Origin of the sequence: Georgenia sp. H159 (assembly GCF_035607575.1) — a bacterium.
Classification (GTDB): domain Bacteria; phylum Actinomycetota; class Actinomycetes; order Actinomycetales; family Actinomycetaceae; genus Oceanitalea.
The window spans coordinates 37,786-60,656 of record NZ_JAYDZY010000016.1; the positions used below are offsets into that span (position 1 = coordinate 37,786).

24 protein-coding genes are annotated in these 22,871 nt (G+C 73.1%); 17 read left to right on the top strand and 7 right to left on the bottom strand.

Going from position 1 to position 22,871, the window contains the following annotated elements; translation table 11 throughout:
• The first annotated feature begins 35 nt into the window (after window positions 1–35).
• The 3 genes from VR894_RS17530 to VR894_RS17540 are packed head-to-tail and all read left to right on the top strand — an operon-like array spanning window position 36 to window position 4,752.
• Window positions 36–1,007 carry an AAA family ATPase gene (locus tag VR894_RS17530; protein WP_416380868.1) on the top strand — a complete coding sequence of 324 codons (972 nt, stop codon included), beginning with the start codon at window positions 36–38 and terminating at the stop codon, window positions 1,005–1,007.
• On the top strand, window positions 1,004–2,248 hold the full coding sequence (locus tag VR894_RS17535; RefSeq protein WP_324653627.1) for a DUF58 domain-containing protein: 1,245 nt from the start codon (window positions 1,004–1,006) through the stop codon (window positions 2,246–2,248). Before VR894_RS17530 ends, VR894_RS17535 begins: the two co-directional genes overlap by 4 nt.
• Window positions 2,245–4,752, top strand: a complete 2,508-nt coding sequence (locus VR894_RS17540; protein WP_324653628.1) for a DUF3488 and transglutaminase-like domain-containing protein — start codon at window positions 2,245–2,247, stop codon at window positions 4,750–4,752. Before VR894_RS17535 ends, VR894_RS17540 begins: the two co-directional genes overlap by 4 nt.
• Here the strand turns inward: VR894_RS17540 and VR894_RS17545 are convergent.
• Window positions 4,746–6,182, bottom strand: coding sequence for a glucose-6-phosphate dehydrogenase (locus tag VR894_RS17545; RefSeq protein WP_324653630.1), 1,437 nt, complete (start codon window positions 6,180–6,182; stop codon window positions 4,746–4,748). The genes VR894_RS17540 and VR894_RS17545 overlap by 7 nt on opposite strands.
• 84 nt (window positions 6,183–6,266) lie before the next feature.
• Here VR894_RS17545 and VR894_RS17550 point away from each other — a divergent pair, with 84 nt between their 5' ends.
• The 5 genes from VR894_RS17550 to VR894_RS17570 all read left to right on the top strand — a co-directional run bounded on the left by VR894_RS17550 (window position 6,267) and on the right by VR894_RS17570 (window position 9,404).
• Window positions 6,267–6,749: an OsmC family protein gene (locus tag VR894_RS17550; protein WP_324653632.1), complete on the top strand. Its 483-nt coding sequence runs from the start codon at window positions 6,267–6,269 to the stop codon at window positions 6,747–6,749.
• Window positions 6,749–7,462 carry a hypothetical protein gene (locus VR894_RS17555; RefSeq protein ID WP_324653634.1) on the top strand — a complete coding sequence of 238 codons (714 nt, stop codon included), beginning with the start codon at window positions 6,749–6,751 and terminating at the stop codon, window positions 7,460–7,462. Before VR894_RS17550 ends, VR894_RS17555 begins: the two co-directional genes overlap by 1 nt.
• 121 nt (window positions 7,463–7,583) lie before the next feature.
• Window positions 7,584–8,024, top strand: a complete 441-nt coding sequence (locus VR894_RS17560) for an Hsp20/alpha crystallin family protein (RefSeq protein WP_324653635.1) — start codon at window positions 7,584–7,586, stop codon at window positions 8,022–8,024.
• 73 nt (window positions 8,025–8,097) lie between these two features.
• A complete protein-coding gene (locus VR894_RS17565; RefSeq protein ID WP_324653636.1) occupies window positions 8,098–8,910 on the top strand; it encodes a thymidylate synthase in 813 nt (270 codons plus the stop codon).
• Window positions 8,911–8,918: 8 nt separating this feature from the next.
• Window positions 8,919–9,404: a dihydrofolate reductase gene (locus tag VR894_RS17570; RefSeq protein ID WP_324653637.1), complete on the top strand. Its 486-nt coding sequence runs from the start codon at window positions 8,919–8,921 to the stop codon at window positions 9,402–9,404.
• Here the strand turns inward: VR894_RS17570 and VR894_RS17575 are convergent.
• Both VR894_RS17575 and VR894_RS17580 read right to left on the bottom strand, forming a co-directional pair.
• The gene (locus VR894_RS17575) at window positions 9,389–9,556 is read right to left on the bottom strand and encodes a hypothetical protein (RefSeq protein WP_324653638.1); all 168 of its coding nucleotides are present in this window, start codon (window positions 9,554–9,556) and stop codon (window positions 9,389–9,391) included. The two genes, VR894_RS17570 and VR894_RS17575, sit on opposite strands and share 16 nt — an antisense overlap.
• A gap of 45 nt (window positions 9,557–9,601) precedes the next feature.
• Window positions 9,602–10,414: an alpha/beta fold hydrolase gene (locus VR894_RS17580; protein WP_324653640.1), complete on the bottom strand. Its 813-nt coding sequence runs from the start codon at window positions 10,412–10,414 to the stop codon at window positions 9,602–9,604.
• An 87-nt stretch (window positions 10,415–10,501) separates the two neighbouring features.
• Here VR894_RS17580 and VR894_RS17585 point away from each other — a divergent pair, with 87 nt between their 5' ends.
• From VR894_RS17585 to VR894_RS17605, 5 genes are read left to right on the top strand one after another with little or no spacing between them, the layout of a single operon-like run.
• Window positions 10,502–11,230, top strand: coding sequence for a DUF4129 domain-containing protein (locus VR894_RS17585; RefSeq protein ID WP_324653642.1), 729 nt, complete (start codon window positions 10,502–10,504; stop codon window positions 11,228–11,230).
• Window positions 11,227–11,682 carry a hypothetical protein gene (locus VR894_RS17590; RefSeq protein WP_324653644.1) on the top strand — a complete coding sequence of 152 codons (456 nt, stop codon included), beginning with the start codon at window positions 11,227–11,229 and terminating at the stop codon, window positions 11,680–11,682. Before VR894_RS17585 ends, VR894_RS17590 begins: the two co-directional genes overlap by 4 nt.
• Window positions 11,679–12,689: a MoxR family ATPase gene (locus VR894_RS17595; protein ID WP_324653646.1), complete on the top strand. Its 1,011-nt coding sequence runs from the start codon at window positions 11,679–11,681 to the stop codon at window positions 12,687–12,689. The genes VR894_RS17590 and VR894_RS17595 overlap by 4 nt, the downstream gene beginning before the upstream one ends.
• The gene (locus tag VR894_RS17600) at window positions 12,686–14,026 is read left to right on the top strand and encodes a DUF58 domain-containing protein (protein WP_324653647.1); all 1,341 of its coding nucleotides are present in this window, start codon (window positions 12,686–12,688) and stop codon (window positions 14,024–14,026) included. Before VR894_RS17595 ends, VR894_RS17600 begins: the two co-directional genes overlap by 4 nt.
• Window positions 14,023–14,592, top strand: coding sequence for a hypothetical protein (locus VR894_RS17605; protein WP_324653649.1), 570 nt, complete (start codon window positions 14,023–14,025; stop codon window positions 14,590–14,592). The genes VR894_RS17600 and VR894_RS17605 overlap by 4 nt, the downstream gene beginning before the upstream one ends.
• Before the next feature lie 59 nt (window positions 14,593–14,651).
• On the opposite strand, the gene VR894_RS17610 is transcribed toward VR894_RS17605, so the two are convergent.
• A complete protein-coding gene (locus tag VR894_RS17610) occupies window positions 14,652–16,208 on the bottom strand; it encodes an ABC-F family ATP-binding cassette domain-containing protein (RefSeq protein WP_324653650.1) in 1,557 nt (518 codons plus the stop codon).
• A 251-nt stretch (window positions 16,209–16,459) separates the two neighbouring features.
• Here VR894_RS17610 and VR894_RS17615 point away from each other — a divergent pair, with 251 nt between their 5' ends.
• The 4 genes from VR894_RS17615 to VR894_RS17630 all read left to right on the top strand — a co-directional run bounded on the left by VR894_RS17615 (window position 16,460) and on the right by VR894_RS17630 (window position 19,598).
• Window positions 16,460–16,966: a DUF2975 domain-containing protein gene (locus VR894_RS17615; protein WP_324653651.1), complete on the top strand. Its 507-nt coding sequence runs from the start codon at window positions 16,460–16,462 to the stop codon at window positions 16,964–16,966.
• Entirely contained in the window at window positions 16,966–17,184 is a 219-nt protein-coding gene (locus VR894_RS17620) for a helix-turn-helix transcriptional regulator (protein WP_324653653.1), read from the top strand. Before VR894_RS17615 ends, VR894_RS17620 begins: the two co-directional genes overlap by 1 nt.
• An 84-nt stretch (window positions 17,185–17,268) precedes the next feature.
• Window positions 17,269–18,066 (top strand): alpha/beta hydrolase, encoded by a 798-nt coding sequence (locus VR894_RS17625; RefSeq protein ID WP_324653654.1) that lies wholly within the window; start codon window positions 17,269–17,271, stop codon window positions 18,064–18,066.
• On the top strand, window positions 18,063–19,598 hold the full coding sequence (locus tag VR894_RS17630) for a SpoIIE family protein phosphatase (RefSeq protein WP_324653655.1): 1,536 nt from the start codon (window positions 18,063–18,065) through the stop codon (window positions 19,596–19,598). The genes VR894_RS17625 and VR894_RS17630 overlap by 4 nt, the downstream gene beginning before the upstream one ends.
• A 310-nt stretch (window positions 19,599–19,908) precedes the next feature.
• On the opposite strand, the gene VR894_RS17635 is transcribed toward VR894_RS17630, so the two are convergent.
• The 3 genes from VR894_RS17635 to VR894_RS17645 all read right to left on the bottom strand — a co-directional run bounded on the left by VR894_RS17635 (window position 19,909) and on the right by VR894_RS17645 (window position 21,860).
• Window positions 19,909–20,256 carry a type II toxin-antitoxin system PemK/MazF family toxin gene (locus VR894_RS17635; RefSeq protein WP_324653657.1) on the bottom strand — a complete coding sequence of 116 codons (348 nt, stop codon included), beginning with the start codon at window positions 20,254–20,256 and terminating at the stop codon, window positions 19,909–19,911.
• Window positions 20,243–20,473 carry a ribbon-helix-helix domain-containing protein gene (locus VR894_RS17640; protein ID WP_324653658.1) on the bottom strand — a complete coding sequence of 77 codons (231 nt, stop codon included), beginning with the start codon at window positions 20,471–20,473 and terminating at the stop codon, window positions 20,243–20,245. Before VR894_RS17640 ends, VR894_RS17635 begins: the two co-directional genes overlap by 14 nt.
• A 217-nt stretch (window positions 20,474–20,690) precedes the next feature.
• Window positions 20,691–21,860: a protein kinase family protein gene (locus VR894_RS17645; RefSeq protein WP_324653660.1), complete on the bottom strand. Its 1,170-nt coding sequence runs from the start codon at window positions 21,858–21,860 to the stop codon at window positions 20,691–20,693.
• Window positions 21,861–22,871: the final 1,011 nt, after the last annotated feature.

Sequence of the window (22,871 nt, forward strand, 5' to 3'; positions counted from 1 at the left end):
AAAGCCCCCGCCATCCGTCGCCACGGCACGGCACGATGGGGCAGGATCAAGGGGTGAACGAACTCGACGAGCTGCAGCGGGTCGCCAACCGGATCGAGGACGCCATGGCGGGCGTCATCGAGGGCAAGCGGGACGTCGTCCGCACCGCCGTGACGGTCCTGCTGGCCCAGGGGCACCTCCTCGTCGAGGACGTGCCCGGGGTGGGCAAGACGATGCTCGCCAAGGCCCTCGGTCGCAGCATCGACTGCACCGTCCAGCGCATCCAGTTCACCCCTGACCTCCTGCCCAGCGACGTCACCGGAGTCAGCGTCTTCAACCAGGACGCCCGCACCTTCGAGTTCCGGCCCGGTGCGGTCTTCGCGCACATCGTCGTCGGTGACGAGATCAACCGTGCCTCACCGAAGACCCAGTCCGCCCTCCTCGAGGCCATGGCGGAGGGACAGGTGACCGTGGACGGCACCACCTACCGGCTCGAGGAGCCGTTCATGGTCATGGCCACGCAGAACCCCATCGAGATGGAGGGCACCTACCCCCTTCCCGAGGCGCAGCGGGACCGGTTCATGGCGCGGATCCAGATGGGCTACCCCGACGCGACCGCCGAGCTCGCGATGATCGGCGCCCACTCCGAGACCGACCCGCTCGCCGCCCTGACACCCGTCACGGACGCGGCGACGGTCGCCCGGCTCGTCCAGTCGGTCCGCTCGCTGTACGCCAGCCCCGCCGTCCTCCAGTACGTCGTCGACCTCGCCACCGCCTCCCGGCGCCACCCGCGCCTGCGGCTGGGCATCTCCCCGCGCGCGGCGCTGCACCTCGTCCGCGCCGCCCGGGCGCACGCGGCTCTCGCGGGCCGCAGCCACGTCCTTCCCGACGACGTCCAGCACCTGGCCGTCCCCGTCCTCGCCCACCGCGTCATCCTCAGCAACGACGCCCAGCTCGCCCGGGAGACCGCACCGCAGGTCATCACCGACCTGCTCCGCGAGGTGCCGGTCCCCGCAGGGGTCCGATGAGCCGACGCCCGCGCCTCACCGGCCGAGGACAGGTCTTCCTCGCGCTGGGGGTCGTGGTCGTCGTCCTCGGGACGCTGCTGGGCTACCCCGACATCACGCGCGCCGGGGTGCTCGCGGCCTGTCTGCCGCTGCTCGCCGTCGTCGTCGGGTGGCGGCCGGTGCCACCGGTGAGCGTCCAGCGGCGGGTGGACCCGGCCCTCGTCGGCCCCGACCAGGAGGCGCACGTCGAGCTGACCATCCGCGGCCCCGGCAACCGGCTGAGCCCGCTGCAGGTGGCCGAGGAGGAGGTCGACCCCCTCCTGGGCCGCTGTCCCCGCTTCTTCCTGCCCCGGATGGACCCCGGCGAGCGGCACACCGTCCGCTACCGGGTCTCCTCCCCGTTCCGCGGCGCCCACCGGCTGGGACCGTTGCGCCTCGAGCGGCGCGACCCCTTCGGCATGACGACGGCGAGCCTCGCCCTCGCGGGCGAAGGGCAGCTCCTTGTGCTCCCCCGGATCGAGCCGCTCGGGCCGGAGCGGGTCCACGGGGGCGGGCTCGGGCGCGAGGGTCAGATCCCGCACATGGTCGCCCTCCACGGAGAGGACGACGTGAGCATCCGGGCCTACCGCGACGGGGACGACCTCCGGCGGGTGCACTGGCCGACCACCGCCCACCGCGGTGAGCTCATGGTGCGCCAGGAGGACCGGCCCGCGCGCCGTCGGGCTGTCCTCGTCCTCGACTCGCGGGCCACCGCCTACGACGGGGCGGAGGAGGCCTTCGAGTGGGCCGTGCGAGCCGTGGCCTCGGTCGCCGTGCACCTCGCCGACGACGGCTACGCCGTGCACGTCGTGGGGGCCGGCAAGGTGGCCTCGCCCCAGCTGGTCTCGGTGCTGCGAGCGCTGGCGATCGTCGAGCCGACCTCTGAGGACCTGACCGGCGCCGTCCGGGAGGCTCACACACTCACGGCCGAGGGCGCGGTCGTCGTCGCCGTCGTCTCCGGGCGCGACCCGACATCGGTGCTCGGCGTGCCGAGCGTGCGGTCCCCCGGCAGCCTCGGGGTGGCCCTCGTCCTCGACACCACCTCCTTCGCCGAGGCCGGCTCGGCCGACGACGAGGGCGACGGCGGCCTCACGCACCTCTTCACGGCGGCGGGCTGGCGGACCCGCACGGTGACCGACGGGGACGCCGTCGCCGACGCGTGGGCCACGGCCACCCAGGGCGTCGACCGCTCCCGCTCCGGACTGGCGGTGGGACGGCCATGACCGACCCCTGGGTCGCCGCGCTCCTGCGCGGCAGGTGGGTGGAGTCGCTCCTCGCGGTGACGGCGGTCGTCGCGGTCACCTGGCCGCTCGGGGAGCTCGTCTCCGGCCGTCCCTGGACACTGCCGCTCGTCGGGGTGCTGCTCCTCGTCGTCGCCGTCGGCTCCGCCGTGCGGATGGCGCGGGCACCGCGGACGCTCGTGGTGCTCGCCCAGGTCCTCGCGCTGGTCAGTGCGCTGTCCTGGTGGGGGCAGGCGCAACGACCCGAGGAGGAGTCGGCGCTCGTCGCGCTGACGACGCTGGTGCGGGGCGGGATCCACACCATCCAGACCTACGCCGTGCCCGCACCCGCGACGCCCGGCCTCACGCTCATCGTCCTCGCGGGCATCGCGCTCCTCGCCCTGCTCGTCGAGGCGGTCGGCGTCACCTTCCGTGCCGCCGCCGTCGCCGGCATCCCGCTCCTCCTCGTCTCGGCGGGCACGGCGTCCGGCACCGGGCAGCCGCTGGACCCGCGCTACTTCCTCATCGCCTCCGCCGCCTGGCTCGTGCTGCTCGCCCAGCAGGGCCGGTCCGGGCTCGAGGACTGGAGCGCGGCCGGAGCGGCGGCGGCCACCACCGCCGACCAGTCCGCGGCCCGGAGCAGCTACCGGCGCATCGGCCCCACCGCCCGGGTGATGGGCCTGACGGGCCTGCTGCTCGCGGTCCTCGTCCCCGGCATGCTGCCGCACCTGCCGCCCACGGTGCTGCTCGACGGGCGCTCCGGGGAGGGTGCACCGGGCTCGGTGAGCTTCACCGACACGCTGGACCTCGCCCAGGACCTCGGGAACCGCTCCAACGCGCCGGTCATCCGGTACCGCACCGACGACGCCTCACCACCCCCGCTGCGTGTCACGGCGAGCACGGAGTACGTGGACGGGTCGTGGCTGCCCCTCGGTGCCGCCACGTCCTACCCCTACCTCGTGCCGCAGACCATCCCGGACCGCTCGTGGAGCAGGGAGCTCCTCACGGCCCACGGGCTGGAGCCCACGACCGCGACGCTCACCGTCACGCAGAACGGGCTGCGCGCGCCGCAGCTGGCGCTGCCGCACCCCACGAGCGACGTCGACCTCGGGGACATCTCCTGGCAGTGGGACCCGCTCAACGACACCATGGTCGTCGACGCCGCCCCGCGGACCTACGAGGCCGCCTACACCGAGGTCGCGCCGCTCACCACCCTGCCCGAGGAGATCGGTGCACCCCCGGTCCCGCTGTCCACCCGCTCCCCGGTCGCCACGACCGAGCAGTTCGACGACGGCACGGTGCTGCGCTTCGACGCCGAGGGACGGATGCTCGAGGCCGTCCTCCCGGACGGACGGCGGGACCGGTACCTCACCGACGGGACGGTCGAGGTGACCGACGAGAACGGCACGGTGCGCCGGCTCGTCGGCAACGACGTCCTCGACCCGCTCTCCGTCGACCCCGTCTCCGAGGAGCGCGTCCGGGCACTGGCGGCCGAGCTCGCGGGCGAGCGCACCAACCAGATCGACATCGCGATGGAGCTCCAGCGCTACTTCCGCGGCCCGGAGTTCAGCTACTCGCTCACGCTCGCCGACCCGGTCGAGGGGCCCGACGGCGAGCCGCTGGACCCCATCTCCCACTTCCTGGAGACGCGGCAGGGCTACTGCACCCAGTTCGCCACCGCGATGGTCATGCTCGCCCGCGCCCAGGACATCCCCGCGCGGCTTGCGATCGGCTTCCTGCCGGGCTCGCAGGGGCTGGACGGCACCCACACGGTCGTGGCCGCCGACGCGCACGCCTGGCCCGAGCTGTTCATCAGCGGTCTCGGCTGGACCCGCTTCGAGCCGACCCCCGGCTCGCGCTCCGGCGCGGCCCCGTTCTTCGCCACACCGAACGAAGCCGAGGACGTGCCCACGGGGGCGCCCGACCCGACCGTCGGGGAGCCGACCCCGGAGCCGACGATCGTCGACCTCGGCACCGGCACGGGCGGGGGGCAGCAGCTGGGGTGGTTCGACCGCAACGCCGAGACCCTCGGCCGGGCCGCACTGGCGCTCGCCGGCATCGCCGCCCTGCTCTCGGTGGTCCCGCTGGCCGGGCAGTGGGGACGGTGGCGCCGACGGCGGGGCAGCGACGCCGCCGCGCGGATCGAAGGTGAGTGGCGGGTCCTCCTCACCAGCCTCGCGGACCTGGGAGTGCCCGGACCGCCCGCGGCCACCCCGCGCGGGCTCCAGGCGCACTACGTGCGGGAGCTCGCGCCCGACGTGACGACGCTCGACGCGCTCGCGCGGGCGACCGACCGCCTGGAGTCGGCGCGGTACTCCGCGCACACCCCGCCGGTGAGCACCATGCGCGAGGACGTACGTCGGGTCGTGGAGTGGTGCCGGGGCCGGACGTCACGTCGTCGCCGGCTCCGCGCTGCGCTGCTCCCGGCGAGCGGGCTCGCACAGCTCCGGTCCCTCCTGCCCGGTGCGCGCCGCCGCGCGAGGGTGGCGGGCGCCGAGGGCTACTGACCGAGGAACCACCGGTGCGGGGCGGCCACGCTCCTCGCCTCCGCAGGGCCCCACGCGTCGGGTTCGTACGGCAGCGGGTCGGGGCGCCGCTCACCCTGGAGCGGCGCGAACGCCCGGAAGGCCGCCCGCAGCCCCTGCTCCGTGGTGAACATCGACCGGTCACCGGTGAGTGCGTCGAGCAGGAGCGAGGCGTACGGCGACATCGGCTCGCCGCCCGGGACGTCGCCGAGCTCGAGGCGTGCCTCTGCCTGACTGAGCCCGAAGTCCACCGGTCCGGGAGTCTTGAGGCTGAGGCCGAAGGACACCGCCCCGGCGCCGGCGATGGAGACCTGGATCGTGTCCGGCGCCTCGACCTCGTCCATGAGCGGTCCCCGCGGCGGGCGCAGCACGAGGGTCACCTGCTGCGCGCTCCGCGCCATCCGCTTGCCGGTCCGCAGGACGAAGGGGACGTCGCGCCACCGCTCGGTGTCGACCCACAGCCGCGCGGCGACGAAGGTGTCCGTCCGGGAGCCGGGGTCCACGCCCTCGGTCTCGCGGTACCCCTCGACCTGGCCGAGGACGACCTCGTCCGGGTCCAGCGGGCGGAAGCTGGAGATGACCGCCTCGCGGGCCGCGAGGAGGGCGGCGGGGTCACGCAGGTCGCTCGGGGGCTCCATCGCCACCTGGGCGGCCACCTGGAACAGGTGGGTGACGAGCATGTCGAGGGCGGCGCCGGTCGAGTCGTAGAACTCGGCACGGTCGGCGATGTCGAGGTCCTCGGGGACGTCGATCTGCACCTGGGCGACGTGCTCACGGTTCCAGGCCCCGCCGACGAGCTCGTTGGCGAAGCGCAGCGCGTACATGCTCTGCACCGCCTCCTTGCCCAGGAAGTGGTCGATGCGGAAGACCTGCTCCTCGACGAAGACCCCCTTGACGGTGCGCTCGAGCTCCTCGAAGGACTCCAGCGAGGTGCCGTAGGGCTTCTCGAAGACGACCCGCGAGCCCTCGGCGAGCCCGTGCTCACCGATCGCCTCCGCCATCGGGCCGAAGACCGTCGGCGGCACGGCGAGGACGTGGACGACCTGGACCTCGCCCCCGAGCTCGTCGCGCGCGCGGGCCAGCGCGTCGAGCAGCTCGCCGGGGTCCTCGGTCGTGAAGCCGCCGCCCGCGAACGTCAGGTGGCCTCGCACCTCGTCCCAGTCCGGCGGCGCACCCCCGCCGAACTCCTCGAGGGCGGATCCGACGTACTCACGGAACTCCTCGTCGCTCTGACTCCGCCGGCCGCTGGCGACGAGGCGCCACCCGCGGGGCAGCATGTCGCGTGCGTGCAGCTCGACCAGTCCCGGCAGCACCATGCGGCGGCTGAGGTCGCCCGTGGCGCCGAAGAGGACGAAGACGACGGGCCGGTCCGGCACCGGAGCGGCGGACGGCTGGACGGGTGCGTCACTCATCCTCGGGACGCTACGGGAGCGCCCCGGACCAGGCATCCGGGCGCTGTCGATGCCGTGCGGGGCGCACCGTGCCACGATCGGGGCATGAGTGAGACGACGACACCCGAGGAGCCGACCCCCACCCCGGAGGAGACAGCCTCGCCGGCGCGCGCACTGTGGGCCGAGCGGCAGGGCGGGCCTCAGTACATCGCCTACAACGGACGCGGCGCGGAGGTGCGCATCGGCAGCGGTGACACCGAGGGGGTCTTCTCCCCCGGTGAGCTGCTGAAGATCGCGCTCGCCGCGTGCACCGTCCTGTCGACCGACCACGTGCTGCGCAGCCGCCTCGGCGAGGACTTCCCAGCGGTCGTCGGCGTCTCATCCACCGGTGTGGAGGGCGAGAACCGCTACGGCCACCTCGACGTCGAGCTCGTCCTCGACCTCGCCGAGCTCGCCGAGGACAAGCGCACGACGCTCGCCGAGCGGGTGGAGCGGACCTCGAGCAGGCAGTGCACCGTGGGGCGCACGCTCAAGGCCGGGGCGACCTACGACGTCGCCGTCACCCACGAGCCCATGCGGGAGGCGTGATGGCCCGCCGCAGCGAACCGGGCACCGTCCTCGCCGAGGAGGCGGGACCCGCGAGCAACGCCCTCGAGCGACTCGTCGAACGCGCGGTCACGACCGGCGCCGGGCGCGCCCGGGCCCACGCCGAGAAGGTCACCCGGGCCCACCCCGAGGCCTCACCGGCCGACGTCATCGCCCTGCTCGAGCGCCAGTACCGCCGCCGGGTGAGCACGCTCAGCGGCCTCGTCGGGCTCTCCGCGGCCGTCCCGGGCGTGGGGACGGGCATCGCCGCGCTCCTCACGGGCGCGAACATCGCCAGCTTCCTCCGGGCGAGCACGACGTTCATCGGTGCCGTCGCCCACGTGCACGGGGTGGACGTCGACGACGTCGCGCGCCGCCGCACCCTCCTGCTCGCCTCGGTCCTCGGGGAGGACGGCGCCCGCGCGGTCAGCGGCCAGCTCGGCGCGAGCAGCCTCTACTGGGGCCGCGGCCTGCTCACCCGCCTCCCGCTCGGCACGGTGCGTGCCGTGAACAAGGGGCTGTCCCGGCGCCTCGTGCGGGTGGCGACGACGAAGGGTGCCGCGGTCCTGCTGGGTCGGCTCGCGCCCTTCGGTATCGGTGCCGTCGTTGGGTGGGTCGTCGGCCGCCGCATGGCCACGCAGGTCGTCACCGGCGCCCGGGACGCCTTCGGACCACCGCCGGTCGTCCATGTCGTCGCAGGTCAGAGCGTGAGTTGAGTCCACTCGACTCAACTGTTCGCGGTCGGTGAACAGCCTTAGCACTCGACCGTTGAGAGTGCCAGAATGTGGGTGGGCGCCCGGAGGAGCGGGGCGCACGGACACACAAGGAGGTACTCCCATGGCACTCTTCACCGATCCGTTCCGCGAGATGGACCGCGTCGTCAACTCGATGCTGCGCCAGGCGCCGGCGGCCACCGCGATGCCGCTCGACCTCTACCGGCAGGGCGAGAGCTTCACCGCCCAGATCGACCTGCCCGGGGTCGACCCCTCGACGATCGACATCGACGTCGAGGACCGCACCCTGACGATCCGCGCCGAGCGCCGGAGCGTCGAGAACGAGGACATCCAGTGGCTCGCCCACGAGCGGCCGACCGGCACCTTCGCCCGCCAGCTCGCCCTGGGCACCGGTCTGGCCCTGGACCGCATCGACGCCGACTACGCCGACGGCGTGCTCACGCTGACGATCCCGGTGGCCGAGGAGGCCAAGCCGCGCAAGATCGAGGTCTCCCACACGAAGAGCTCGATCGAGCAGCCGGAGCGCGATCAGATCGCGAGCTGACGCGCACGCCGCACCGCACGGGCCGCCGGCCGGGATTGCTCCCGGCCGGCGGCCCTCGGCTTACCATGGCGCCGTGAGCTCACCGACGTCCGTCTCGACCGCCTACGAGGACCTGCTGCGGCACGTGCTGGAGCACGGCACGCCCAAGGCGGACCGCACCGGGACCGGGACCCGCAGCGTCTTCGGCCACCAGATGCGCTTCGACCTGCGGGCGGGGTTCCCGCTCGTCACCACCAAACGGGTCTTCCTGCGGGGGGTCGTCGAGGAGCTGCTGTGGTTCCTCCGCGGTGAGCACAACGCGCGCCCGCTGCAGGACAAGGGCGTGCACATCTGGGACGAGTGGGCCGACGACGACGGCGACCTCGGGCCCATCTACGGCTACCAGTGGCGCTCCTGGCCCACCCCCGAGGGCGGCCACGTCGACCAGCTCGCCGGCGTGCTCGACACCCTGCGGAGCAACCCCGACTCGCGCCGGATGATCGTCTCGGCGTGGAACGTCGCCGACCTCGAGGACATGGCCCTGGCCCCGTGCCACGCCTTCTTCCAGTTCTACGTGGCCGAGGGCCGGCTGTCCCTGCAGCTCTACCAGCGCAGCGCCGACCTGTTCCTCGGGGTGCCGTTCAACATCGCGTCCTACGCGCTGCTCGCCCACATGGTCGCCCAGCAGGTCGGGCTGGAGGTCGGGGACCTCGTGTGGACCGGCGGCGACTGCCACATCTACGACAACCACATCGACCAGGTGCGCGAGCAGCTCTCCCGGGCGCCGTACCCGATGCCGCGGCTCGAGCTGCGCCCTGCACCCTCGCTGTTCGAGTACCAGGCCGAGGACGTCGTCGTCCACGACTACCAGCACCATCCCGCGATCAAGGCACCGGTGGCCGTATGACGCTCGGCATGATCTGGGCCCAGGCCCACGACCGCGTCATCGGCCGCGACAACGACCTGCCCTGGCACCTGCCCGAGGACCTGCGCCACTTCCGGAGCACGACGGCGGGTGACGCCGTGGTCATGGGACGCCTCCAGTGGGAGTCGCTGCCGGAGAGGATCCGGCCCCTGCCCGGGCGGCGCAACATCGTCCTGTCGCGCAACCCCGGGTTCCGCGCGCCGGGCGCCGAGGTCGTGGACAGCCTCTCGGCGGCGCTCGAGCTCGTCGCCGGTGAGGACGCCTGGATCTGTGGCGGCGCCCAGGTCTACCAGGCGGCCATCACGCACGCCGACCTCCTCGTCGTCACCGAGATCGACCACACGATCCCCGGGGACACCTACGCCCCACCCATCGGCCCGGAGTGGTGGGTGACCGCGCAGGACCCCGACGACGGCGGCTGGCACGTCGGCGAGAACGGGATGCGGTTCCGCGTCCTCACCTACCGCCGCGGCTGAGCGTCTACCCGTGAGTCGCGGTAGGACATGCACCAGCAGCCCCCCGCACCCGGCTTGACCGCCATGACCGCGGCGAGGTCCTCGAACCGCCCGACTGCTGGGCGCACCTCGACCGCGCCGGTCGGCTCGTCGCCGGCACGTGCCCCGTCCATGGGGACACGGTAGCGACGCACGCACCCGCCTGCCGCGGGCCGTGCTCAGCCGGACGCCGCCACCCGTCGCAGCACCGCGTCGGCGACGACGTCGGCGGAGAGCTCGGGCAGCCAGTGCCCGTCCTGCACCGGGACGAACTCGTAGTCCGCCCGGACGTAGCGACGTGTCCGCAGCGCCGCCTCCCGGCCGAGGAAGGGGTCGCGCTCACCCCAGACGAACGTCGTCGGCACGGTGACCGGCCGGGGCACCTCCCGGCTCAGCGGCAGCCCGCGGTACCAGTTGAGGGCGCCGCGGGCGGCGCCCGGCTCGGCCATCCGGGCCGCGTAGCGCCGTGCTCGGTCCGCCGGGAGGCCGGAGCCGGTGAGCATCCGCTCGACCCGGCGCCGGAGCAGGGCCTCGGGCAGCCAGGGCAGCTGGAACAGGGCCATGTACGACGAGCGCCACGCCTGGTCGGAGTGCCGCATCGCCTCCACCAGCGCCCCGGGATGAGGTGTCGAGACGGCGGTGAGCGACGCGACGCGCTCGGGGTGGCGCCACGCCGCGGCCCACGCCACCGCTCCGCCCCAGTCGTGGCCGACGACGTGGGCATGCTCCACACCGGCGTCGTCGAGCACGGCCAGCGCGTCGGCGACGAGGAACTCGAGCCGGTAGGCACGGCGCGGTGCCGGGCGAGCACCCGGGGAGTAGCCGCGCTGGTCGGGCGCCACGGTGCGCAGACCGGCCGCCCGCAGCCGCGGGACGACGTGCCGCCAGCTGCTGGCGTCCTGCGGGAAGCCGTGCAGGAGGAGGACGGCGGGCCCGCTGCCGCCGTCCTGGACGTCGAAGGTCAGCCGGCCCCTGCGTACGCGTCGGTCCATGCCGACACGGTAGGAGGCTCGGCTGCACCCGGCACGGCGGGTCCGGAGCGTCCTCCGTGGAAGGGCTCAGCCGATACGGTGGGCGCCATGGACGGGCGCGAGGTGGCAGGCCGGCCCTCCCCCGCCCTGTCCCGGCTCGGCCCGCAGCTGCTGCCGCTTCTCAGCGCCGCCGTCGGGCTCCTCGTCGTGGTCGGTGCCGCGCTCGCCGGGCCGTGGCAGGTCACGCCCCGGGCCGCCCCGTCACTCACCGTGCCGACGCAGACCGCGACGGCTCCCCCGACCGCGGACCCCGTCGAGGTCGTCCCGCCCGAACCGAGCGACAGCGGCATCCCCGTCACGCTCGTCCTCGTCGTCCTCGGCATCCTGCTGCTCGCCGTGCTCGTCCGGATGGTCCTCCGGCGCGCCACCCTCGCGCGGGGCACGACCGACGCGCCGTACGACCCCTCCCCGGGCGCCGTGGGCGCCGCGGAGGCGGTCGAGGTCGAGCCGGACCTGCCGGCGCTCCGGCGCGGAGTCGCGGCGGCCCGTGCCGTCCTCGCCTCCGGCGCCGACCCGGACGACGCGATCATCGCCGCGTGGCTCGAGCTGGAGGCCGCCGCGGCGAGCTCGGGCGTCGAGCGCGCACCGTCCGACACCCCCACGGAGCTCACCACCGCCGTGCTCGACGCGACGAGCGCGGACCCGGACGCCACCCGCCGGCTGCTGCGCCTGTACCACCGTGCCCGCTTCGCGCCCCACGCCGTCATGACGCCGGGCGACGTCGCCGAGGCCGGACGGTGCCTGGAGCGGCTGGCCGAGTCCTGGGAGGGACGGTGAGCCGGGCCAGGGTGGCTGGCGTGGCCGTGGCGGTCGCCGCCGTCGCCGCCGCGATGTGGCTCGTCGGTTTCGCCGGCGTCAACATCGCGCTCGCCGCCGGCGCCACCGTCACGCTCGGGGCCCTGCTCGGCCACCGGGACCTCGGCCGCGAGCACGCCCTGCCGCGCCTCACGGACGAGCGGCGCGGCGGGCACCGCCACGAGGTGTCCCAGCTCGCCTGGTCGCTCACCACCAGGGACGGGCGCGTCGGTGACGCCGGGATGCGCCAGCTGCGCGACGTCGCCGCGACGCGTCTCACGACGGCCGGCATCGCACCCGACGACGACGCCGCCGTCCGCGCCGCCCTCGGCGACCGTGCCTGGCGCACGCTGCGGTCGCCCGCCCCCCAGACCGTCCGGGCGTTGGACGCCTGCCTCACCGCACTGGAGAACCTCGAAGGAGCCCGCCGATGACCGACCTGCCCTCCCCCGCCCCAGCCGCCGCTCCGCTGCCGGTCGCGGACGTCGCCGCGCTGGGCGGGGACGTGCTGCGCGAGGTGGGGACCGCCGTCGTCGGCATGACCCAGCCGCTGCGCCTGGCGCTGGCCGCGATCCTCGCCGGCGGCCACGTGCTCTTCGAGGACGTCCCCGGGCTCGGCAAGACCCTCGCGGCGCGGTCCCTGGCGACGGCGCTGGGCCTGGACTTCCGGCGGCTGCAGTGCACGCCCGACCTGCTCCCGGCGGACATCACCGGCTCCTACGTCTACGACCCGGCGACGGCGGGCTTCACCTTCCGGCCCGGCCCGGTCTTCACGGGGCTGTTCCTCGCCGACGAGATCAACCGCACGGCCCCCAAGACCCAGTCGGCCCTCCTCGAGGCGATGGCCGAGCGCCAGGTGTCCGTCGAGGGCACCAGCTTCCCCCTCCCGGCCCCCTTCCACGTGCTGGCCACGTCCAACCCGGTGGAGTACGAGGGCACCTACCCGCTTCCCGAGGCGCAGCTCGACCGCTTCATGGTCCGCCTGGCCGTGGGCTACCCGAGCGCCGAGGCGGAGGCCGACGTCCTGCGCCGGCGGCTGGACCGCCGCCAGGAACGGGCCGACGTCCGCCGGGTGGTCACCCCGGAGCAGCTGCTCGCGATGCAGGCCGGGGTGGAGGCCGTCGACGTCGAGCCCGACGTCGTCGACTACTGCGTGGCGCTGGCCGCCGCCACGCGCGGGCACCGCGCCGTGGAGGTCGGTGCCTCCCCGCGCGGCTCGCAGGCACTGCTGCTCGTCGGACGTGCCCTCGCCGCCCTCGACGGCCGTGACTTCGTCACCCCCGAGGACGTCAAGGCGGTCGCCGTCCCGGCCCTGGCGCACCGCCTCACCCTCACCGCCGCGGCCTGGGCCGGTGGCACGCAGCCGGAGAGCGTCGTGACGATCCTGCTCGACTCCGTCCCCGGCCCGGCGAGCACCCGCCGCGCAGCGCCCGCCCGGTGAGCACCGCCCGTCCCGCGCTGCGTGGCCGCACCGCCCGGTGGGTGCCACTCACCCACCTCACCGCGACCGTCCTGCTCGGCGTGGGGGTGCTGCTCGCGGGTGCCCTCACCGGACGAGCGGACGTCGCCGCGCTGGGTGTGGCGCCGCTGGTGGCGGGCGTGTGGGGCTGGAGCCGCCGGCCCGGCGGGGCGCTGGAGGTCGAGCTGCTCGCCCCGCGCCAGCTGACGGCACGCTCCGAGCTGCACGCGCCGGCGCGCCTGCTCCCACCGCCCGGTGTCCGGTCGGTTCGGCTGCGGTCCTCGAGCCCCGGCACCCGGTCCCAGGAGCGCCTGGTCCGCCTCGTCCCCGGCCGGCCGCGGGACATCACCCTCGTGACCACGAGCGTGCGCACCGGTGCCAGCGAGCTCTTCCGGCTCGACGCGGTCGGCCTGGGCACCGGCCACCTCACCGCCGGCGACGTCGTCACCGTCGGCCCGGCGACCGTCCTCGTGGTCCCCGGTCAGCGTGCGCTGGCCGAGCTGCCGCTGCCGCCCCGCCTGCAGGGGCTGGTCGGTCCGCACGCCGCCCGGCGCATCGGGGACGGCACCGAGCTCCACGACATCACCCTATTCACACCGGGTGACCGCCTGCGCCGCATCGACTGGCGCACCAGCGCCCGCCGCGGCGTGCAGGGCGGGCGCCTGCAGGACCTGTACGTCCGCCGCACCCAGTCCACGGCCGAGGCGACCGTCGTCGTGGTCATCGACTCACGCGACGACGTGGGGCCGGACGTCGCCACCTGGGCCGGTGGCCGGGAGGTGCTGCGGAGCGACGCCACGTCCCTCGACATCGCCCGCGAGGCCGCCGCGTCCCTCGCCCGCGCCTACCTCGAGCAGGGCGACCGGGTGGGCTTGGAGGACCTCGGCCTGCGCCGCCGCCCGGTCCGGCCGGCAGGCGGCCGCCGCCACCTCGAGCGGATCGTGCGGCGCCTGGCCCTCTCCGCACCGGAGGGCACGCCACGGCCGCGTGTCCGCGCGCCGCAGGTGCCCTCGGGGGCGCTCGTCGTCGTGCTCTCGACGTTCCTCGACGACGAGGCGATGACGATGGCGCTGACGTGGCGGCACTCCGGGCACCGGGTGGTCGCCATCGACGTCCTGCCGCCGGTGCGCGGCGCCGCGATGACGGTGCGCGTGCTCATGGCCTACCGGATGGTGTCCCTGCGCCGCGAGGACCGGCTCACCGCGCTCCACCGCGGCGGCGTCGAGGTCGTGCGGTGGGCCGACGACGGACCGCCGCCGGCGGGCGGACGCGCCCAGCTCGCGACCCTGGCCCGCCGTCGTCACGGAGCACCGCGATGAGCGTCGTGCGCAGGCTCCTCGCCGCGCTCCGCCGGCCCGACCGACGGGACGCCCCCCACCCGCCCGGGACGACGCTGCGGGCGGGCCGGAGCGCGCCCGCCGTGCTCCTGAGGCTCGTGCTCCTCGCGCTGTGCCTGGCGGCCGGGGCGACGGTCGCACAGGGCGCGGACCAGTGGTGGGTCGTCCTCGCCGTCGGTGCGCTCGTGTGCGCCCGTCCGCACGGCGCGCTGCTCGCGATCGGTGCTGCGGTGCTCATCGGGATGCTCGCCGTCAGCGGGCAGCACTGGTGGCAGCTGCCGGTGCTCGCCGTGCTCACGCACGCCCTCCTGCAGCTCGGGGCCGTCACCGACGCCGTGTCCTGGCGAGGGTGGGTGGAGCTCGCGGTGCTGCGCGACGAGCTGCCGCGGTTCCTGGCCGTGCAGGCGGTCGCGCAGGCGGCCGCGGCCCTGGCGCTGCTGCTCGACGGCGCCGTGCCGGTGCCGTGGCTCGTCGTCGGCGGGGTCGGTGCGCTCGCGGCGCTCAGCTGGGTGGTCGTCCTCCAAATCCGGACCCCCACCCACCACTGAACGCCCCCCACCCTCCCTTTGCGCCGACAGCGGAGTTGTTGCGTGTCCGGCGGCCCTCGTCACTCCAGGCGCTCCAGCCGCCCGTCGGCGGTGAGGCGGACGACGGCGTCTAGGCCCAGCCGGTCGAGGAACGCACGGTCGTGGCTCACGACGAGCAGTCCGCCGCGGTAGGCGGTGAGGGCCGCGACGAGCCCGTCGACGCTCGGGAGGTCGAGGTCGTTGGTGGGCTCGTCGAGGACGAGGAGCTCGGGCGGCGGCTCGGCGAGCACGAGCCGGGCGAGCGCGACCCTGAACCGCTCCCCGCCGGAGAGCGCGCCCACCTGCCGGTCCACCATGTCGCCGCGGACGAGCAGCCGTGCCAGCCGGTTGCGCACCTCTCCCGGCGCAACGTCCGGCGAGGCGCCGCGCACGGCGTCGAGGACGGTGGCACCGTCGTCGAGCTCGATGCGCTGCGGCAGGTAGCCGACACGGACCGTCAGCCGCGGGAGGAGCCCGCGCAGGAGCGTCGTCTTGCCGACGCCGTTCGCCCCGACGAGGGCGACGCGTTCTGGTCCCTGGAGGACGACGGCGCGCCCGTCGCTGCTCGGCAGCTCGGCGAGGCGGCGCCCCCGCGGCACCCGCGGGTCGGGCAGGTCCACCCGGATCACGTCGTCGTCGCGGACGGCGCTCCCGGCGACGTCGACCGCCGTCCGCGCGGCGTCCACCCGGGCGTCCGCGACGCCACGGCGCGCCCCCTGGGACCGCTCGGCCGCGTTGCGACGGGCGCCGAGCACGATGGGCGGGTACCTCGCGTTGGCCCGGTCCGTGCGCCCCTGCCGCTCGCTGTGCGCGAAGCGTTCCTCGGCCTTCACCCGCTCGCGCCTCTCCCTGCGCAGCGTCTGCTCGGCGGTGCGCAGCGCCTGCCGCGCCGCCTCCTGCTGCGTGTCGAGCCACTCGCGGTAGGCGCTGTACGGACCGCCGACGGTGGTGAGTGCGCCGGCACGCAGCTCGGCGGTCTCGTCCATGAGGTCGAGGAGGGTGAGGTCGTGGCTGACGACGACGAGCGTGCCACGCCACTGGCGCACCACCTCGTAGAGCCGGTGGCGGGAGTCGAGGTCGAGGTTGTTCGTCGGCTCGTCGAGCAGCGCGATGTCCGCGCCGCGCAGGCGCACGCCGACGACGGCGGCGAGCACCGCCTCACCGCCCGAGAGCGAGGTGACCGGACGGTCGAGGTCCCGGGGCAGGCCGAGTGCGCCGAGCTGGGCGGCCGCGCGCTCCTCGACGTCCCAGTCGGTGCCGACGGCGTCGAAGTCCGCCGGGTCGGTCGACCCGGCCTCGATGGCGCGGATGGCGGCCCGGGTGGTGGCGACGCCGAGGAGGTCGGCGAGCGTCGTCCCCGGCACGGCCGTGAGGCGTTGTGGGAGGTGGTCGACGATCCCGCAGACCGACAGCGAGCCGCCCGTGGGCGCGAGCCGGCGGGCGACGAGGCGCAGCAGCGTCGACTTGCCGGCGCCGTTCGCGCCGACGAGTCCGGTGCGGCCGCGGCCGAAGGATCCGGAGACGTGCTCGAGGGCGACGGTGCCGTCCGGCCAGGCGAACGAGAGGTCGTGCAGGACGACGGAGCTGGGGTGGGACATGGGGACCTTCCGGGAGCGGTGTGCAGCGCCGCGCCCGTGGGCGTCAGCGCGCGAGGAACGGGGTGCCGCTCCGGAGGTTCGTCATCGCTCGGTCCGTCTCGTCCGTCCCCTCACACGCGGGTTCCTCCCGCGGGGACCTCGCCAGTCTCGGTGCGGCCGCACGCGGTGTGCAAGCGGTTTATGGCGAACTGCTTGCCAAGACCTATCGTATATCGATAGATTCCCATCGTTCCCCGTTGAAGGAGGCCCCCATGGGCAGGTACGCCGTCCGCACGCTCAAGGTGGTCATCGCGCTCGCGCTCGTCGGCTCGCTGGTCGTCCAGCTCGTCATGGTTCCGTTGGCATGGCTGGAGATGGACGAGGCGCCCGCCCGTGTCCGCGTGCCCTTCCTGGTCATCGTCGTCCTCGGGGTCGCCGCCCTGCAGGTCATCGGCGTGTGCATCTGGCGGCTGCTGACGATGGTCCGGGAGGGGACGGTCTTCTCCCACGGCGCCTTCCGGTACGTCGACATCGTCATCGGCGCGATCGGCTCGGCCTCGGTGCTCGTCCTGGGCGTGGCCGTCGTGGGTTCGGTGGCGAACCGGACGTTGCCGGGCGACGTGATCGCGCCCGGCCTCGTCGGGTTCATCTGCGGGATCTCCCTCGTCGTGGCCGGCGTCGCGCTGGTCGTGTACGTGCTGCGCATGCTGCTGGCCCAGGCGGTCGCGACCGCCGCCCGGGCGGAGAGTCTGCGCTCCGAGCTCGACGAGGTGATCTGATGCCCATCGTCGTCGACATCGACGTCATGCTCGCGCGCCGGAAGATGTCCGTGGGCACGCTCGCGGACCGCATCGGGATCACGCCGGCGAACCTCGCCGTGCTCAAGAACGGACGCGCCAAGGCCGTGCGGTTCACCACCCTCCAGGCCCTGTGCGAGGCGCTCGACTGCCAACCGGGAGACCTGCTGCGGTGGGAGCCGGACGGGACGGGGCCGTGACCGGACCCGCGTCCTCGCCCAGGCCGGGGCGTCCCGGTCTCCGTTCCCGGCAGCGGCGCCGGGTGCATACCGTAAGGTCGCGGCGTGGACGTGCTGCGACGGAACAACGTGCGGGTGAGCGGCGCGGGTGACGCGCCCGCCCTGGTGCTGGCCCACGGCTTCGGCTGCGACCAGCAGATGTGGCGCTTGGTCACCCCCAGCTTCGAGGCGACCCACCGCGTGGTGCTGTTCGACCACGTCGGCGCCGGCGGCTCCGACCCGTCCGCCTTCGACAGCGCCCGGCACGCCCGGCTCGAGGGGTACGCGCAGGACGTCGTCGAGATCATCGAGGCCCTGGGCACCGGACCCGTGGTCTTCGTCGGCCACTCGGTGAGCGCGATGATCGGCGTGCTCGCCGCGCGGGAGCGGCCCGAGCTCTTCGACCGGCTCGTGCTCGTCGGCCCCAGTCCCCGCTACATCGACGACGGCGACTACCGCGGCGGTTTCAGCCAGGAGGAGATCGACGAGCTCCTCGAGACCATGGACGACAACTACCTCGGCTGGTCGGCACACATCGCCCCGGTGATCATGGGCGTGCCCGACCGGCCGGAGCTCGGCGCCGAGCTCACCGACAGCTTCTGCCGGACGGACCCGGCACTCGCCCGCCGGTTCGCCCGCACCACGTTCCTGTCCGACAACAGGGCAGACCTGCCCGAGGTCGACACCCCCGCGCTCGTCGTGCAGTGCCGCGAGGACGTCATCGCCCCGTTCGAGGTGGGTGAGTACGTGCGCGACGCCCTGCCGAACAGCGACTTCGCGGTCCTCGACGCGATCGGGCACTGCCCGAACCTCAGCGCCCCGGACCAGCTCGTCGCGGCGATGAAGGAGTACCTGTTCGCGTGACCGACCGGGTCCGTGCGTGGGACGAGGCGCCGTGCGGCCTCCTCGTGCTGGCCGGTGACGGCACCGTGCTCGACGCCAACGACACCTTCCTCCAGTGGGTGGGGCGACCCCCGGACGAGGTGGTCGGGCACCTGCGGCTGAGCCAGCTGCTGTCCGTCGGGGGACGGATCTACTGGGAGACGCACCTGTCCCCGCTGCTGCACGTCGACGGCCGGGCCGACGAGGTGGCCCTCGAGCTGCGCGGCCCCGACGGACGGCTCCCGGTGCTCCTGACGGCCGTCGCAGCCCCGGACGGCTCGGTCCGGGTGTCGATCTCCAGCGCCCGGGACCGCTCCCGCTACGAGCGGGAGCTGCTGGCGGCGCGCAAGGACGCCGACGCCGCCGCCCACCGCACCCGGGTGCTGCAGGAGGTCACCGCCGCACTCTCGGCCGGGGTGAGCCGGCACGGCGTGGCAGCCGCCCTGCTCGGCGCCACCCGCTCACTGTCCGCCCGGGCGGCGACGTGCTGGTTGACCGACGGCCTGGGCAGGCTGGTCCCCGACTCGTCCACGGGCGAGGAGACCGAGCCGACCGACCGCCTGCCTGCGCTCTCGTGGCCACGCGGCGCCCTGCGTCACGGGGGGCGCATCCTGGTCCCCCTCCACGGCCAGTCGACCCTCCGCGGAGTGCTCTCCCTGCTCCCCGACGACGGCGCGGGGGCCGAGCCGCCCGACCTGGCAGTGCTCACCGCCGTCGGCCAGCAGGCGGGGATCGCCCTGGACCGCGCCAGCCTCTTCGACCGCAGCGCCGCGGTCGCACACGAGCTCCAGCAGGCGCTCCTCACCGCTCCCCTGCCGCGCGACGATCGCTTCTCCGTCACCACCGACTACCGGCCGGGCGTCAAGCCGCTGGAGGTGGGCGGCGACTGGCACGACGCCTTCCTGCTCGAGGACGAGGTGCTCGCCGTCGTCGTCGGCGACATCGTGGGCCGCGGTCTCGACGCAGCCATCGCCATGGGACAGCTGCGCAGCGCCGTCCGGGCGGTCGCCGGCCCCGACGTCGGCCCCGCCCGGGTGCTGAGCGCTCTGGACCCCTTCGTCCAGCGCGTGCCGGACACCGCGTCGGCGACCCTCGTCTATGGCGAGCTCGACCTCACGACGGGCCGCTTCCGTTACGCGTGCGCCGGCCACCCGCCCCCGATGCTCCTCGGGAGGAACGGCGCTGCTCGGCTCGTGTGGGACGGCCGCTCCACGCCGCTCGGCCTCACCGTGCCCGGCCGGGACCGCGCGGAGGCCACGCTCGACCTGACGCCCGGTGACAGGGTCCTCCTCTACACCGACGGCCTGGTGGAGGTGCGCGACCAGCCCCTGCCGGCACGGCTCGCCGAGCTCACCGGGGTCGGCGCCGGGACCGGGGAGCTCGGCCCAGAGGACGCGGTGCGCATGCTCACCGCCCGCATGCTGCCGACCGACCACCGGCACGACGACGTCTGTCTGCTGCTGCTCTCCTGGCTGGGCGCGCCCGACGACGGGCGACCCACGCAGGTGGGATAGGGAACGCAGAAGGCCCGGACCTGTCGGTCCGGGCCTTCTCGGTGGTAGCGGGGGCAGGATTTGAACCTGCGACCTCCGGAACGAATCAAGGGCCTTCCGGCTACCGCCGATCGGCTCGGGAAACAGCGGATTCGCTTGTGTTGTCGAGAAAGTCTCCTCGCTGTCACCTCCGACTCTACCCGGTTTGTGACGGGCTGTGACGGCTCAATCTGGAGGGTAAATGGAGGGCGGCTCGAATGCTGGCACAGCGATCTTGCCGACTGCCAACGTCCCCCGGATCCAGGCCAGCGCCACTTTTGCAGTGCGGTGCTTACAGCTGCAGGTGGAGGCGAAGCGCGTCGTCGAGGTGAGCCATGACGTCGGCGGGCGCTCGTCCGATGACGGCGCCGAGGCGCTCGACGGCGATGGAGCGGACTTGCTCGGCCTGGGCCTTGGAGTCCTGCCGGAGGCCGGTCGCGGCTGCGGGCAGGAGGGTTTGGAAGGGGAAGATCCGGTCGGTGTTGCTGGTGACCGGCACCACGGTGACCACTCCGCGGCCAAGTCGAGCCGCGGTCGCGTTCGCTCGGTCATTGCTGACGATCACGGCAGGACGACGACTGTTGGCCTCGCTCCCGCGAACGGGGTCCAGATCGACGAGCCGGATCTCACCGCGCAACATCAGCGACCCCGTCGGCTGCGCTCGAGTCCCATGCCGCCTGATCACCCGAGGCTTCCCACTCCTGCCACGCGGCTTCGTAGTCCTGCTCCAAAGCGGGCAAGCGAAGCATTCGCACGGCGTGTTGCAACGCTGCAGACCTCGAGGGCAGGCCGGCGGTACGGGCGTACTCGTCGAGGATTGCCACATCCTCCGCTGGCAGGCTGACGCTGAGTTTCATACCGCAATGCTACCGCCGTGCTACCGTGAGCCGACAGAGCAGTTCTCGTGCTCGCGTTGGACGCGCGTGCGTCGAGCGCGCAGCGCGTGCGTCGAGGGCGTCCGGTGTAACCGCCAGCGCTGCCGGTCGCCCCGCTGGACGATCCAGCTGAGGGACACGACAAGCCCGATGCCCTCCTACGTAGGGGATGACGATGCCCACCCTCGTCCGAATGGGTTTACGCGGTCGCCTCGACCAGCGGAACCTCCAGCTTCTCCACCTCTGCGATCAGTTCGGCAACAGCCTGGTAGCGCCGATCGAGGTCATTGAGGGCGCACTTGTGGATGATGCGCCCGATCTCGTCAGTGGCCGGCGGGAGGGACTCCCGACCCTTGAAGATGTAGGCGAGGACGTGGCCGATCGCGTAGATCTCGTTGACGACTGCGTAGTCCTTGAAGCTGCCGAGCATGGGGTCGCGGATCGTTCCCTTCATCTCGGTCTGGGTCCGCGTGAACTCGCTTGCCTTGTCCTTCACCAGGCCGAAGTCCGACAGCTTGACCAACACCGCGCCAGATCCAAAAACCTTCAGCAGGACGTTCTGCAGGCTGATGTCACGGTGGAGCAGGTCCTCGTGATGGAGGTAGTTGATGCCGTAGAGGAACTGAAGCGCTATGCGCTTGCGCACGGCGAACGAGATCGTGGCGTTCTTCTTTGCGATGTAGTCCCGCAGCGTGGTGTCGCAGTACTCCATGCGGTACTCATTGCGGGCCTCGTCGTAGCGGTAGACCTCCACCACGTAGGGAAAGCTCAGCCTGCGGAGGATCTCGAACTCCTGCTTGAAGCGTGCAAGGTCACGCTCGTCGAGGTCCTTCTTCGCTCGCTTGACGGCGAACTTGATCCCATAGTCGGGGTCGACGTACGAGTAGACATGGGCGTAGGAGCCACTGCCCACCATCCGCAGTTCGACGGTTTCCTGGCGCTTCTTAAGGTTCACGGTCTTCGAAGCGTGGGTGAGCACGGGCTCGTAGGCGATGACCTCGATCGGCTCGAAGTCTTCTGGGACCGTGCTGCCTCCGCTTGGCGATAGCCACGGCCGGCAGCGCTCTAACGCGTCTTCGTAAGCATCCGCCAACTCCACATCCACGCCCGCTCGCTTCAGCGTGTGGAGATCATTTCTGATGTCTCGGATGAGTGAGAGTAGATCCCTGCTGGGCTCGGCCCAGTAGTGCCGGGTGGTCTCCGCCCTGCCATTGATGGCTGTGAAGTGCTCGTTTAGACGCTCATGGAGGACTGCGCACATATGACCCCACTCGGGATCGTCATAGAGGCGATCGAAGGCCCTTGAGGATGGCACCCCCTCGTACTTCTCCCGGAGATCGGCCAGCATAAACTCCACCGGATCAGCCATACCGCCCTCGTCTCTCTCTACCGTCTATCCCATCACAACGGCGGTGCTCACACCCGGACTTCCGGGCGGGCCGTTCGCGGTTCTGGCCGATTCGGCGTAGCTCAGAAGGTCGTGGAAACGCTCTCTCTGGGGGACATGGGTGGAGAGCTTCGGGAAGTGGTCGACCAGCTTGCCGCGAGGATCCGCGAAGCGAACGGGGTGACGATCGACTCGCTCGGCGGTTGAAGTCGCCGGCAGGGGCGCGGCCTGCCGCGTCGCCGTAGGTTTACGGGCCCGGCGAACATCGCGGGAACGTTTGCCGCCCTCGACCACCGCAGGCAGGCACGCCCCATGAGCCGGACTCGTCGCGGGTCCCCGCCGCCGGCTCGCCGCCTCCGCGAACCAGACGCCAGCCACGTTCCGCAGATTGCTGATCGTTACATGACGTCCGGCCGATCGCGTGCAGGCGGACATCAATCCCGCGTCGGATCGGCGCCTCCGACACTCCCGCGTGTCGCCCACAGGGCCTCTCCTTCACTGTGGGCAGTCCCGTCAGATCTGTGGACGGACGCTGGGAGGACATCCAGTATCTGTGGATAACCTCCCGATCAACTACATCTAGTGGGTCGCTGCGTCCACAGGGGCTAGGGGTAGTGGTCTCAGGTCCGAAGGATCCCACCGAATTACGTCGCAGTAATTTAAGATCGGAGGCATGGGCACCGTGCCCTAGGAAGGAGGTAGAGAGCCATGGCCAAGGGGAAGAGCAAGGGAACCAGCGCCAGGTCTGCGATCAGCGGTCGCTACGTCACGAAGAAGCACGCCGCCCGCAGCCCGCGCACCACGGTCGTTGAGCGCCGCAAGTGAGCGCCAGCGCCAGCACTACCGAGAGGAGGTGAGAACGATGAAAAGGCCCAAGATCACCATCCAGGTCACGCGCACCGTGCGCGTGCCTGGTCGCCCCACGGTCAGGAGGACCGTGAGGCGGACCGTCTAGTCCGGGCGACTAGGTGAGGCCTCGTCCTTCGAGGCCTG

Bases quoted from the DNA above. Each gene is read 5' to 3' on its own strand.
- VR894_RS17570 (WP_324653637.1), top strand. From the start codon at position 8,919: ATGATCTGGGCCCAGGCCCACGACCGCGTCATCGGCCGCGACAACGAC.
- VR894_RS17580 (WP_324653640.1), bottom strand. From the start codon at position 10,414: ATGGACCGACGCGTACGCAGGGGCCGGCTGACCTTCGACGTCCAGGAC.
- VR894_RS17640 (WP_324653658.1), bottom strand. From the start codon at position 20,473: ATGAAACTCAGCGTCAGCCTGCCAGCGGAGGATGTGGCAATCCTCGAC.
- VR894_RS17620 (WP_324653653.1), top strand. From the start codon at position 16,966: ATGCCCATCGTCGTCGACATCGACGTCATGCTCGCGCGCCGGAAGATG.
- VR894_RS17635 (WP_324653657.1), bottom strand. From the start codon at position 20,256: ATGTTGCGCGGTGAGATCCGGCTCGTCGATCTGGACCCCGTTCGCGGG.
- VR894_RS17605 (WP_324653649.1), top strand. From the start codon at position 14,023: ATGAGCGTCGTGCGCAGGCTCCTCGCCGCGCTCCGCCGGCCCGACCGA.
- VR894_RS17550 (WP_324653632.1), top strand. From the start codon at position 6,267: ATGAGTGAGACGACGACACCCGAGGAGCCGACCCCCACCCCGGAGGAG.
- VR894_RS17610 (WP_324653650.1), bottom strand. From the start codon at position 16,208: ATGTCCCACCCCAGCTCCGTCGTCCTGCACGACCTCTCGTTCGCCTGG.
- VR894_RS17615 (WP_324653651.1), top strand. From the start codon at position 16,460: ATGGGCAGGTACGCCGTCCGCACGCTCAAGGTGGTCATCGCGCTCGCG.
- VR894_RS17555 (WP_324653634.1), top strand. From the start codon at position 6,749: ATGGCCCGCCGCAGCGAACCGGGCACCGTCCTCGCCGAGGAGGCGGGA.
- VR894_RS17545 (WP_324653630.1), bottom strand. From the start codon at position 6,182: ATGAGTGACGCACCCGTCCAGCCGTCCGCCGCTCCGGTGCCGGACCGG.
- VR894_RS17595 (WP_324653646.1), top strand. From the start codon at position 11,679: ATGACCGACCTGCCCTCCCCCGCCCCAGCCGCCGCTCCGCTGCCGGTC.
- VR894_RS17530 (WP_416380868.1), top strand. From the start codon at position 36: ATGGGGCAGGATCAAGGGGTGAACGAACTCGACGAGCTGCAGCGGGTC.
- VR894_RS17645 (WP_324653660.1), bottom strand. From the start codon at position 21,860: ATGGCTGATCCGGTGGAGTTTATGCTGGCCGATCTCCGGGAGAAGTAC.
- VR894_RS17560 (WP_324653635.1), top strand. From the start codon at position 7,584: ATGGCACTCTTCACCGATCCGTTCCGCGAGATGGACCGCGTCGTCAAC.
- VR894_RS17575 (WP_324653638.1), bottom strand. From the start codon at position 9,556: ATGGACGGGGCACGTGCCGGCGACGAGCCGACCGGCGCGGTCGAGGTG.
- VR894_RS17540 (WP_324653628.1), top strand. From the start codon at position 2,245: ATGACCGACCCCTGGGTCGCCGCGCTCCTGCGCGGCAGGTGGGTGGAG.
- VR894_RS17535 (WP_324653627.1), top strand. From the start codon at position 1,004: ATGAGCCGACGCCCGCGCCTCACCGGCCGAGGACAGGTCTTCCTCGCG.
- VR894_RS17585 (WP_324653642.1), top strand. From the start codon at position 10,502: ATGGACGGGCGCGAGGTGGCAGGCCGGCCCTCCCCCGCCCTGTCCCGG.